Origin of the sequence: Sulfurimonas sp. (assembly GCF_027056685.1) — a bacterium.
In the GTDB taxonomy this organism is placed as follows: Bacteria; Campylobacterota; Campylobacteria; order Campylobacterales; family Sulfurimonadaceae; genus Sulfurimonas.
Genome location: NZ_JALUKE010000117.1, coordinates 1 through 11,019, shown reverse-complemented (window position 1 = coordinate 11,019; position 11,019 = coordinate 1). Strand labels below are relative to the sequence as shown.

Annotated in this window: 13 protein-coding genes and 1 pseudogene; 8 read left to right on the top strand and 6 right to left on the bottom strand. The window is 36.0% G+C overall.

What is annotated here, in order from left to right; genetic code table 11:
• Positions 1–38 precede the first annotated feature (38 nt).
• On the top strand, positions 39–248 hold the full coding sequence (locus MVY38_RS05300) for a hypothetical protein (RefSeq protein ID WP_297484109.1): 210 nt from the start codon (positions 39–41) through the stop codon (positions 246–248).
• A 196-nt stretch (positions 249–444) separates the two neighbouring features.
• On the opposite strand, the gene MVY38_RS05295 is transcribed toward MVY38_RS05300, so the two are convergent.
• The 3 genes from MVY38_RS05295 to MVY38_RS05285 are packed head-to-tail and all read right to left on the bottom strand — an operon-like array spanning position 445 to position 3,345.
• The gene (locus MVY38_RS05295; RefSeq protein WP_297484108.1) at positions 445–1,290 is read right to left on the bottom strand and encodes a D-hexose-6-phosphate mutarotase; all 846 of its coding nucleotides are present in this window, start codon (positions 1,288–1,290) and stop codon (positions 445–447) included.
• The gene (locus MVY38_RS05290) at positions 1,290–2,525 is read right to left on the bottom strand and encodes a sugar MFS transporter (protein WP_297484107.1); all 1,236 of its coding nucleotides are present in this window, start codon (positions 2,523–2,525) and stop codon (positions 1,290–1,292) included. The genes MVY38_RS05295 and MVY38_RS05290 overlap by 1 nt, the downstream gene beginning before the upstream one ends.
• On the bottom strand, positions 2,518–3,345 hold the full coding sequence (locus MVY38_RS05285) for an HAD-IIB family hydrolase (protein ID WP_297484106.1): 828 nt from the start codon (positions 3,343–3,345) through the stop codon (positions 2,518–2,520). Before MVY38_RS05285 ends, MVY38_RS05290 begins: the two co-directional genes overlap by 8 nt.
• Before the next feature lie 32 nt (positions 3,346–3,377).
• Between MVY38_RS05285 and MVY38_RS05280 the strand changes: the two genes are divergently transcribed.
• Positions 3,378–4,079 (top strand): SDR family NAD(P)-dependent oxidoreductase, encoded by a 702-nt coding sequence (locus MVY38_RS05280; protein WP_297484105.1) that lies wholly within the window; start codon positions 3,378–3,380, stop codon positions 4,077–4,079.
• Here MVY38_RS05280 and MVY38_RS05275 read toward each other — a convergent pair.
• From MVY38_RS05275 to fliD, 3 genes are all read right to left on the bottom strand, one after another.
• Positions 4,069–4,323 carry a hypothetical protein gene (locus MVY38_RS05275; protein WP_297484104.1) on the bottom strand — a complete coding sequence of 85 codons (255 nt, stop codon included), beginning with the start codon at positions 4,321–4,323 and terminating at the stop codon, positions 4,069–4,071. The two genes, MVY38_RS05280 and MVY38_RS05275, sit on opposite strands and share 11 nt — an antisense overlap.
• Positions 4,313–4,687, bottom strand: a complete 375-nt coding sequence (gene fliS, locus MVY38_RS05270; protein ID WP_297484110.1) for a flagellar export chaperone FliS — start codon at positions 4,685–4,687, stop codon at positions 4,313–4,315. The genes MVY38_RS05275 and fliS overlap by 11 nt, the downstream gene beginning before the upstream one ends.
• Before the next feature lie 67 nt (positions 4,688–4,754).
• The gene (gene fliD / locus MVY38_RS05265; protein WP_297484103.1) at positions 4,755–6,149 is read right to left on the bottom strand and encodes a flagellar filament capping protein FliD; all 1,395 of its coding nucleotides are present in this window, start codon (positions 6,147–6,149) and stop codon (positions 4,755–4,757) included.
• Between the two features lie 118 nt (positions 6,150–6,267).
• Here fliD and pseB point away from each other — a divergent pair, with 118 nt between their 5' ends.
• The 6 genes and pseudogenes from pseB to MVY38_RS05235 form a co-directional block, all read left to right on the top strand.
• Positions 6,268–7,275, top strand: coding sequence for a UDP-N-acetylglucosamine 4,6-dehydratase (inverting) (pseB, locus tag MVY38_RS05260; protein ID WP_297484102.1), 1,008 nt, complete (start codon positions 6,268–6,270; stop codon positions 7,273–7,275).
• Positions 7,275–8,402 (top strand): UDP-4-amino-4,6-dideoxy-N-acetyl-beta-L-altrosamine transaminase, encoded by a 1,128-nt coding sequence (gene pseC, locus MVY38_RS05255; protein ID WP_297484101.1) that lies wholly within the window; start codon positions 7,275–7,277, stop codon positions 8,400–8,402. Before pseB ends, pseC begins: the two co-directional genes overlap by 1 nt.
• Complete coding sequence (gene pseF, locus MVY38_RS05250) at positions 8,402–9,100, top strand: pseudaminic acid cytidylyltransferase (protein WP_297484100.1); 699 nt, start codon at positions 8,402–8,404, stop codon at positions 9,098–9,100. Before pseC ends, pseF begins: the two co-directional genes overlap by 1 nt.
• A gap of 1 nt (position 9,101) precedes the next feature.
• Positions 9,102–10,016, top strand: a complete 915-nt coding sequence (gene pseG, locus MVY38_RS05245; RefSeq protein WP_297484099.1) for a UDP-2,4-diacetamido-2,4,6-trideoxy-beta-L-altropyranose hydrolase — start codon at positions 9,102–9,104, stop codon at positions 10,014–10,016.
• The gene (gene pseH, locus MVY38_RS05240; protein ID WP_297484098.1) at positions 10,006–10,476 is read left to right on the top strand and encodes a UDP-4-amino-4,6-dideoxy-N-acetyl-beta-L-altrosamine N-acetyltransferase; all 471 of its coding nucleotides are present in this window, start codon (positions 10,006–10,008) and stop codon (positions 10,474–10,476) included. Before pseG ends, pseH begins: the two co-directional genes overlap by 11 nt.
• A pseudogene (locus MVY38_RS05235) lies at positions 10,463–10,894 on the top strand (N-acetylneuraminate synthase family protein); the annotation flags it as partial. The gene pseH and the pseudogene MVY38_RS05235, both read left to right, overlap by 14 nt.
• Positions 10,895–11,019: the final 125 nt, after the last annotated feature.

Below are 11,019 nucleotides of genomic sequence, written 5' to 3'. Positions count from 1 at the left end.
CGGGTGGAAGAATAAAATGAAATATACACGCTATAGATATGCTGAGTGATGAGATAACTCCACAGTACATTACACACATTGATTTTCACAATGCCAAAGAGTATTTTTTTAACGATGTATTTGAAGATTTCGAAGATTTACTCATCTTAAGCGGTGCTTCTCGTGCAAACTCTAGCCAATTTATAACGAATGATAAAAAACTTCTCAAATTAGGTTATTTTCAAAATATAACTATAGTCGCACCTTAAAACGAACCAACCTTTCGCCACTCTATTCTATACTTTCTTAAGAAATATAAATAACAGGAGAAAGAGATGTAAGTACGATTACTAATTGGCGATGTAGGTTAAAGTCTGTAGCATAAAAAAATTGCTACTTAAAGTTACTGACACAAAATTTTAAACGCCCTCACCCAAGATGAAATGATGAAAATGCTACTAGATATTAAGGCTTAATCAGCATACTATATTCTACAGAGATGCTCACACTTTTGTTTGGCTTTACAATTTTAAAGTCATCCAGAGCATTTGCACTCTCTATACATACAAATTTTTTATATCCCTCTTTTTGCATCCCGTTCATTTTGGCACATTTTTCTATCCAAGGGTTCCATACAATGACAGAGTTTGAGTTGCAAGCTTCAATATGTATTTTTTTATCGCTATCTTCTAAGACTATCAAAGAAGAGCTCTCCTTATAAATCCTATCTACCTCTTTATCTATTTTTATACTGCCTTCTTGCACTACTTCTTTATCTATTAAAGTATCTATATAGTGTCTATTTTCAAGCCCAAAAATTTGCACATCTGTAATCTTAGAAACTTTAAAATAAGTATGAAAAGCCTCTGTTAATAAAAACTCTTTTTCATCGCTATTTGTCGTTTTCATCTCAATTTTTAAGGTTTCTGATATGTAGAAGAGAATATCTAACTCAAAAGCATAGTCCCAGATTTTACGGCTCTCTTTTGAGCTTTTCAACTTCATATGAACAGTTGTTAACATATTGCTTTCTTCACTAACTGATACAAGTTCAAAGAGAAAAATTCTTGCAAAACCATGCTGTGGCAGGGAAGTATCAAGGTTTCCAAAACGAGGCCAGCAGATAGGAATACCACCTCGAATTGCACTGCCATTGTCAAAAGCACTCTCACTGCTTAACCATAAAAGTTCTTCATCACTGCGTTTAAAAGAGAATATATGCGCTCCTTGCAGAGCAATTTTTGCACTAGCAGCACTATTTTTTATCTCAATATATTCAAATCCATTTTCTAATTTTTTCATTTCAAACATTAGCTACTCCAACTACTCATTTTATGCCATTTGACTCCATACATAAAAATTACAAAGTAACAAAGTAATCCCAATAAATAAGCACTCTGCATATCTGAAAGCATTTGTGCCACTTTACCAAAAGCAAGAGGTATCACTGCTCCACCTGCTATTGCCATAATGAGTAAAGCACTCCCCTTTGCTGTATGTTGTTTTAAATCTTTTAAAGCTAGAGGCCAGATGGTGGGCCAAACAAGAGCATTAGCAAGTCCAAGAAGTGCTACAAAAACAACAGAGTCTGGAATATTTGCAATAATATTTGCCTCTGTAGTTGAGCTAAACGCAACACAAAATAGAAGTGCCATGCCAACAATAGAAGAGCCAACAAGAGCCTTTTGCTGTGATAAAAAACGAGGAATTAAAAAGATACCAAGCAGATACCCAACAACCATAAAACTCATCGTATAAGAAGTAAGTGCTGTTGCATCTGCTACACCCAGACTTTGCCCATACAAACCAATAGTATCTCCAGCTATCACTTCTATGCCAACATAAAAGAAGAGTGCTACAGCACCTAATACAACGCGAGGAAAGGCCAAAATATTGGAGTTATCATAAGGGTCGATGTCAAACTCCAACTCAGGCAGAGATGAAAAAAGTACAAATAGCATCAAAACAAATAAGATTCCTGCCATTATAGTGTAAGGAATTATAAGCTCCTTTGCCAGCTGATGTAAATCTGGATTCGCTGCGTTTAAAGATGTGTGTAAATCAGAAAAGATAAACGCAGTAAAAACCAAAGGAGCTAAAACCCCTGCTGTTTTGTTAATAAGTCCCATAATACTTATGCGAGTCGCAGCAGATTCTATTGGACCTATGAGAACTATGTAAGGGTTTGAAGCAGTTTGCAAGATAGTTAGTCCAGTTCCTAGCGTAAAAAGTGCGACTAAGAAGAAGACAAATTCTCTGCTAAACGCAGCAGGTATGAAAAGTAAAGCACCAACACTCATCATAAAAAGTCCAAGAGCCATACCTTTTTTGTATCCTGTCCTCTCAAGCAGACTAGCCATAGGAAAAGCCATCACTGTATAAGCAATATAAAAGGCAAAAGTTACAAACAAGGCCTCAAAATCATTCAAATCACAAATCACTTTTAAAAATGGAATAAGCGAGCCGTTAAGCCATGTAACAAATCCAAAAATAAAAAAGAGAACTCCTATGATAATCATAGGAATTAGTGATGACCTTTTAGCCATTCTTTAAATACTCAAGATATTTGGCAACAGCATCTTCATCATTTGTCTGGCTCAAAACTACATCTGCTTTTTCTCTTAGACCCTCTTGCGCATTTGCGACGGCTACAGAAGTATTTGCCAGCTCAAACATACCTATGTCATTCAAATTATCGCCAAAAACAGTAAGCTTGCCTAAATCAAATCCAACAGCTTCACTAACACTTTTTATGCCATGTGATTTATCTGCATCTTTATGTAAAATTGTCAAAAAGTAGCACCCCATATAAGCTTCTGGAGCTAAAACATACTTCAATTCATCTCCAAAAATTATTCTAAGATTTTGCTCTAAAGCCTGCAGTAACATCTCTTCTGCCATATAAACAATTTTAAAATTATTCTCCATGGCACGCAAATCATCAAAGGCTTCAGTATACTCATCGCCAACATAGCGTGTTATAATTTCACTCTGATAACTATTTAGAGTTGTAGAGTAGGAGAAGGCTTCATTAAGCTCATCATCTACCAAAGAGAGCACAAAAGGGTAAATTCCCAACCTTGAACCTTCTTCTATAATGGCATCACCAAACTCTTTGTTTATGAACTTTGTATCTATGATTTTTTTATCTTTTGTAGCGATAAGTGCACCATCAAGGAGTATCATAGGAGCATTTACCTCTACTCCTTTTAAAAACTGCTGCGTTTTTTTATATGTTCTTGCTGTGGCAATAGATAAAATCGACTCTGGAGCATACGAGTTCCAAATTTTTTTAGTATAATCACTAATAGATAAGTCTGTACGCAAAAATGTGTGGTCTAAATCTGTTATATATATGTTTTTCATAAGCGTAGTATAGCAAAAAGGTGGAAATGGTTTTGAGACGAGCAATAGTTACCGGTGCAAGCAGCGGAATAGGCAAAGCAATAACAAACAGACTGTTAGTACTTGGTTACTCTGTTATAGGCATTAGCAGAAGTGTAGCAGCAGGTGATTTTCAGGGGAAAAATTTTCAAGCGCTGCAGTGCAATCTCGCTGATTCAAACGCAATCATAAAACTCTGTGAACTCTTAAAAAAAGAGGATATAAGCATACTTGTAAACGCAGCAGGTTTTGGAAAATTTGAACCACATGAAGAACTTGGCGTTGCGACAATAACACAAATGACATCTCTAAACCTTACAGCACCAATGCTACTTACAAACGCAACACTACGCTCACTCAAACAAAACAGTGGTTACCTCATCAACATCAATTCCATAGAAGCCCTGCGTGCAAGTAAATTTGCCGCCGTTTATTCTGCTACAAAAGCAGGTTTGCGAGCTTTTGGCGATGCACTCTTTGAAGAGACTCGAAAAAGCACTCTAAGCATTACAAATATTAACCCAGATATGACACAAAGTAACTTTTACGACACACTGCGTTTCGATGTGAGTGATAAAGAAAATGAAAAACTACTTAGCGAAGATGTTGCCGATGCAGTAGAGCATATTTTAACTATGCGAAAAGGTGCTGTAGTTAGCGAATATACCATAAGAAGTTTACAGTTTGGTATAAAGAAGAAAAAAGCTACAAAGTAATGTCAAATTTTGCAGTTTTGTTTGCAGTTGTTGCATTTAAAAAATCAATATTTTTTTTCATCTGAAGCATAGAAGAAGCTGTCTCATCTTTAAGAGTTTGAACAATCTTTTGTGCCTCTTGAAGAAGATAGAGTGCTTCTTCTATCTCCTTAGCATCTTCCAATGCAGGAATATCATCTAAAAGTACATCAAGTGATTTTGTATCTTTTTGTATTACTGCAATTTTTAGCTTTTTAAGCCACATTCGTAGTTTCTCTCCAAGCCTCTAAAAGCCCTTTAAAAACATTGGTGACTTCATCAATTTTTGCAATATTACCATCGAGAGAAGCTTCCATAAGAAGTTGTATTTCATAATTGTACAAACCTTCTAAATACTTTGCAATAGTACCATCCTGCTTCATATCTAAAATAGCTACCAATTCCGTAACAATTGCTACAGAACGATTAAGCCAATAAATCTTTTTTTCAATATTTTTATCTTTTATTGCTTTCTTTGCTTGTGCATTAAAACGAAGTACACCCTCATATAACATCTCAATCAATTTTGATGGAGATTCAATTCCAACACTATTTTCCACATATGTATTATAAGCCGTCCCTGCGTACATTTTCAATCCTTTTTTATCTTTTATTTCTTTCATATTACATCGACTTTTTGTTAAATTACTTTAACCTTTATCCGCCACTAGCTGATGCTGCCTGCGCATTTGCAAGCTGGGTAAATATACTAGATGCCGAGTTAATTTTACTTATCATCAAATCATAAGCGGCAAATCTTTTTGCCATAATATTGTATTTTGATGTAAGTCTATCTGTTGCTTGTTGTTTTTGGTCTTCAAGAGAAGAGATTCTTGTTGAGTACGATGTTTTAAGTTGATCTAATGAACCATTATAACGAGTGTAGCGATCAAGAGTATTTTTCATTTGGTCAAAAGCACCATCGATGCTCTTTGTGCTGCCATTAGATTCTACAAAGGTTCCACCTGAAAAAAATGCCTCAACATTATTTGGATTTTCTTTCAGTTTCTCTTCAAATTTTGAATGATCTAGTGAAATGGTTCCATCTCTATTAGAAGCAAAACCATAATCAGCTAAACGCCCTCCAACACTATCTCCAGCGGTACCAACCATATTAATAATGTTGTTTTTCATCGCTTTAATTGTAGTATCGTTAGAAAAAGTCCCTCTCTCTTTTGCATCTTGACTTGATTTTGTCATGGTATTGAGTTGTGTTATAGCCGAATTAAATTTTGAAACGAAACTATCAAGCTTATCTTCAATACCTCCCACATCTTGTTTTACACTGACATCAGATGTACCAGATTCTTTAAGTTGAATTGTTACACCCGAGAGTAAATCACTTACCGTATTACTCTTTCTTGTTATATCAAGTCCGTTATACTTAAAACTTGCGTCTGTAGCACTTTGCACATTTGTATAACCATCTGTTGTATCTGTATCTGCTTTTAATTGATCATCTAAACCGCTGTCATTATCACTAATAGAAATATCATGACCAGTTCCAGTATCTGCTGAAGTTAAAAAAAGACGAAAATCATTTGCCCCAACTTCAACAATACTAGCCTGAACCGTATTTCCTGCATCTTTATTTATCTGATCTTTTAAGTCACTCAAGGTCATCGCAGCATTATAGTTAAAAGTAAAATCTTTTGAACCAACACTTAATTTCATCTCTCCATCACCTGAAGCAATGGTAGAGGTTGCAGAAGAAAAAGAGCCAGATTGTTCTATCTCTTTTGTTGCAAGATTATTTACAGTTATACTAAAATCTTGAATATCACTACCAGCATTTGCCGTTACAGAAACAGCACTTCCTGTTGCAGTCGCAGTACGCGTATCAAAAAGTCCATACTGAGAAACATTTCCCGTACTTTCTGTCAAATTATCCATCAAAGCATTTATAATATTCAGCTGACCAGCTTTACTTTTTTCAGTAGAAATATTATTAGTTATTGGCTGTACATACTGAGATTCATCCGCCGCCTTTAACTGGTCAATGACATCTTGAGTTAAAACATTTGAGCCGACACCTAATGATGATATACCCATGACAAATCCTTTTTTTATTCTTATGTAGTTACATCGACAAAAAAAGTAAATAGTTTAATAAGATTTATGGTACTTTTTTTGCTAGTTCTATATTAATAGATATATAAGGATGAGAGAGATGCTTAACGGAAAAAATATATTAATTACTGGTGGTACAGGTAGTTTTGGAAAACAGTTTACAAAAACTATTCTCCAATGCTACAAACCAAACAAAATTATTATCTACTCTCGTGATGAACTTAAACAGTTTGAAATGGCTCAAACTTTTAATGACAAAGCTATGCGCTATTTCATTGGAGATGTTAGAGATCTTCCGCGTTTGCAAAAAGCAATGAGTGGTGTTGATTTTGTAGTACATGCCGCAGCTCTAAAACATGTTCCAATTGCAGAGTATAATCCTATGGAATGTATTAAAACAAATGTTATGGGTGCGCAAAATATCATAGATTCCTGCATTGAAAACCGAGTTCCTTACACTATTGCCCTCTCAACTGATAAAGCTGCATCTCCTGCAAATCTTTATGGAGCAAGTAAACTTGTCTCAGATAAACTTTTTGTCGCCGCAAACAATCTACGAGGAAATCACGATATAAAGTTTTCTGTTGTTCGTTATGGAAATGTTCTTGGTTCGAGAGGTTCAGTCATACCTTTTTTTCAAAAACTTATTAACGATGGAGCAACATCTTTGCCTATTACAGAAGCAAATATGACTCGATTTTGGATTACGCTTCAAGAGGGAGTGGACTTTGTATTGAAAAATTTTCAAAGGATGCAAGGTGGAGAAATCTTTGTTCCTAAAATTCCATCTATGAGAATGACAGATCTTGCAACAGCCATTGCTCCTAATTTACCTCAAAAAATTATTGGTATACGCCCGGGTGAGAAACTTCATGAAGTAATGTGTCCTGTTGATGATTCGCATTTGACATTAGAGTTTAATGACCATTTTGTAATTAAACCGAGCATTACCTTTAATACACCCATAGATTATAGTACAAATTTACTAGGAGAAAAAGGAGAAGCTGTACCACAAGGTTTTAACTATAATTCTAAAGACAATACTATTTGGCTAACGCATCAGGAACTACTCCATAAACTGGAACTTACAAAGGAAGAAGCCAAATAATGCTTAGCTACTCAACACAACTCATCGAAGAGGATGATATTACGGCAGTCGTAGAGACTCTCAAAGGTAAGTTTCTCGCCCAAGGACCAAAAGTCGCTGCGTTTGAAGAGGCACTTTGTGCATACACTGGTGCAAAATATGCCGTTGCGTTTAACTCTGCAACTTCAGCTCTCTCTGGAGCATATCATGTCTGTGCTATTCAAAAGGATGATGAAGTCATCACTACACCTATCTCTTTTGTATCCACAGCAAATATGTTTGTCGATATAGGAGCAAAACCTATCTGGTGTGATGTAAAACTCGATGGTAACATCGACCAAGAGCAAATTGAGGCACTCATCACACCAAAAACAAAAGCAATAGTTCCTGTCCATTTTGGCGGTAAACCTGTCAATATTGAGCAAATTCATAGCATTGCAAAAAAACACAATCTTTTAGTTATAGAAGATGCAGCTCATGCACTTGGTTCTAGCCTTGATGGTAAAAAAATAGGTTCTCTTTCAGATATGACTATCTTTAGTTTTCATGCCATCAAACCCATCACCACAAGCGAGGGAGGAGCAGTACTTACAAATAATGAAGTATATGCTAAAAAACTGCGCCTTTTTCGCTCTCACGGCATTGTAAAAAAGAAATTTTGGAACTCTGATATGGTGAGTATGGGTTACAACTATCGCCTTACTGAAGTAGCGGCTGCACTTGGCATTTCACAACTTAAAAAACTCGATAAATTTGTAACTAAACGCAATGAGATTGCAGCATATTTTGATGAAAGATTTCAAAATGAGAAGCTCTTTCTCACACAGAAAATAGAAGCAAATCAGATTACTTCTCGCCATCTCTATCCTATTATATTAAATCCTGAGTTGCACCCATTTAAAGAAAAAATATTTACAGAGCTACAAGAGAGAGGTCTTGGTGTACAAGTTCATTATAAACCAATCTATCAAAATAGTTTTTATAAAGAAAAATTTGGCAAAATTTCATTACCCATAGCAGATAAATTTTATAGCTCAGAAATTTCCATTCCCTGCAATCAAACCATGAGTATGCAAGATGCTGCGTTTGTCGCAGATACTTTTTTAGATGTTGTACACAAATACGCACATAAAAGGTGCAGTTTCTAATGAAAAAAGATGCTATAGCTATCATACCTGCAAGAGGAGGGAGTAAACGGATTCCAAAGAAAAACATAAAACTCTTTCACGGCAAACCACTCATTACCTACTCCATTGAAACAGCCATAGCATCTGAGCTTTTTGACAAAGTTATAGTCTCAACTGATGATGAAGAGATAGCAAGAATAGCTAAAGAGTATGGAGCAGAAGTTCCATTTATGCGTCCAAAAGAGTTAAGTGATGATTATTCATCAAGTGCTGATGCGGTTGAACATGCTATTAATTTTTTACAAACAAAAGGGGAAAGCTTTCGCTATATTTGCACCATCTATGCAACAGCACCATTTTTACAAATCGAATATCTTAAAAAAGGTTTTGAGGCACTAAAGAACTCTGATGCTAAAATGGCTTTTAGTGTGACATCTATGCCTTTCCCTGTTCAGCGTACTTTTAAAATCACTCAAGATGAAAGATGTCAAATGTTTTGGCCTGAGAATTTTTCTAAACGCTCTCAAGATCTTGAAGAAGCATATCAAGATGCTGGGCAATTTTACTGGGAAGATACCACAAAAGAGTGGAAAGACCTACCTTTTGGATCACAAAGCATTCCTATTGTTCTGCCGCGATACTTGGTACAGGACATTGATACATCAGAAGACTGGAAGCGTGCAGAACTGATGTATAAAGTTTTACAAGAGGAGTCCTAACATGCATATTCTCATCCGTGCTGACTCATCTTCACAAATAGGTACAGGCCATATTATGAGGGATTTGGTTTTAGCCAAAAGACTACAATCGCAATATCCAAACGCAGTGATACGTTTTGTAGTACGTCCTCTTGATGGGAATATCAACCACAAAATCATCCAAGAGGGCTATGAAATCATTTCTCTTGCATCTTCAAATATGAAAGAGTTGCAAAAAGTGCTTAAAAAATACAAGCCCGATATGCTTCTCATCGACAACTATGACATTGGATACCAAGAAGAAAAATGTCTCAAACGCAGTCATAAAAGTATGAAGCTCTTTGTAGTCGATGATACCTACGAAAAGCATTACTGCGACATCTTACTCAACCATAATATCTCCGCAGAAGCAAAAAAGTACACAAAACGCGTACCAAAACAGTGTACGATACAATGCGGTGCAAAATATACACTACTGCGTGACGAGTTTTATAAAGAGAAGAAAAAGTATTATAAAAAAAGTGGCAAAAGAGTTCTCGTAGCCATGGGAGGTGCTGATACTGCAAAGCTCAATATTAAAATTCTCAAAACACTCAAACAACTCCCTGCAAAATTGCACGTTGACGTAGTAACCACAACTGCTAACAAAAACCTCAAAAAACTACAAAAATATGCCAAAAACAAGAAGTGGATACATCTGCATATAGAGAGCAACAAAATTGCAAAACTAATGAAAAAAGCAGATTTAGCCATTATTACACCGAGTGTAACACTCAATGAAGTACACTTTATGCAAGTACCTTATATAGCCATACAGACAGCTAAGAACCAAAAAGATGTTGTTAGGTATTTACAAAAATTACATCTTCGGGTGCTCAAAAAATTCTCTGCTGAAAAACTTCTAAAGGCACTAAAAGAAGGGAACTATGTCCACTAAACTCATAAACTTCACACAGCTTTCCCTCAAAGATAAGAAGATGGTGTTAGAGTGGAGAAACAGTGCAGAGATACGACAATGGATGCTTGAACAACGTCACATTTCTCTTACAGAGCACCTTGCATACATAGAGCAGCTCAAAGAACAAAAAGAGAGACTCTACTTTCTAGTGAGAGAAGATGAAGAAGCTGTTGGCGTCATTGATTTCACGGCAATTGACTATAAAGACAAAAGCGCAGAGATTGGTCTTTATGCAAACCCCTCACTTCATGGAGTCGGGAAGATATTAATGCATAGTATTTTAAGATATGGATTTCTGACATTACACATGAAAAAGCTCTACGCTCGTGTCTTTTGCTCCAATGAAAAAGCCATCAAACTCTACAAAAGCTTTCATTTTCAAACCTATAAAAAAGATGACACCTTACTCTACATGGAGAGAACCAATGAAAATAGCTGACTTTGATCTCAACAGCAACGGAGTCTATATCATTGCTGAACTCAGTGCAAATCATGGAGGGCAAATAGAAATAGCCAAACAGAGTATAAACGCAGCCAAAGAGGTAGGAGCAAATGCCATAAAGCTTCAGACCTATACTCCTGATACACTAACACTAAACTGCGACAACGAAGACTTCATCATTACAGGTGGTACGCTCTGGGATAATAAAAAGCTTTATGACCTTTATAAAGAGGCTTATCTTCCTTGGGAATGGCATAAAGAGCTCTTTAGCCATGCACGAGAGATTGGCATAGATATCTTCTCCTCCCCTTTTGATAAAACGGCAATAGACTTTCTAGAACAGTTCAACCCACCGGCATACAAAATCGCTTCATTTGAAATAACCGACTATGAGCTTATTCGCTATGCGGCATCTGATGTGTCAACCCTATATCATACTTATCCATAAATATTCTAAGCTGCTGTTTCAACCTGTAACATCATTTTTTCTTCAAACTCAACTGGTGACAAATTATAATTTGCACTATGCATCCTCTGTCG

Excerpts from the sequence above, each read along its gene's own strand:
- MVY38_RS05300 (WP_297484109.1), top strand. The coding sequence starts at position 39 with ATGCTGAGTGATGAGATAACTCCACAGTACATTACACACATTGATTTT.
- MVY38_RS05295 (WP_297484108.1), bottom strand. The coding sequence starts at position 1,290 with ATGTTTGAAATGAAAAAATTAGAAAATGGATTTGAATATATTGAGATA.
- MVY38_RS05290 (WP_297484107.1), bottom strand. The coding sequence starts at position 2,525 with ATGGCTAAAAGGTCATCACTAATTCCTATGATTATCATAGGAGTTCTC.
- MVY38_RS05285 (WP_297484106.1), bottom strand. The coding sequence starts at position 3,345 with ATGAAAAACATATATATAACAGATTTAGACCACACATTTTTGCGTACA.
- MVY38_RS05275 (WP_297484104.1), bottom strand. The coding sequence starts at position 4,323 with ATGTGGCTTAAAAAGCTAAAAATTGCAGTAATACAAAAAGATACAAAA.
- fliS (WP_297484110.1), bottom strand. The coding sequence starts at position 4,687 with ATGTACGCAGGGACGGCTTATAATACATATGTGGAAAATAGTGTTGGA.
- fliD (WP_297484103.1), bottom strand. The coding sequence starts at position 6,149 with ATGGGTATATCATCATTAGGTGTCGGCTCAAATGTTTTAACTCAAGAT.
- pseB (WP_297484102.1), top strand. The coding sequence starts at position 6,268 with ATGCTTAACGGAAAAAATATATTAATTACTGGTGGTACAGGTAGTTTT.
- pseC (WP_297484101.1), top strand. The coding sequence starts at position 7,275 with ATGCTTAGCTACTCAACACAACTCATCGAAGAGGATGATATTACGGCA.
- pseF (WP_297484100.1), top strand. The coding sequence starts at position 8,402 with ATGAAAAAAGATGCTATAGCTATCATACCTGCAAGAGGAGGGAGTAAA.
- pseG (WP_297484099.1), top strand. The coding sequence starts at position 9,102 with ATGCATATTCTCATCCGTGCTGACTCATCTTCACAAATAGGTACAGGC.
- pseH (WP_297484098.1), top strand. The coding sequence starts at position 10,006 with ATGTCCACTAAACTCATAAACTTCACACAGCTTTCCCTCAAAGATAAG.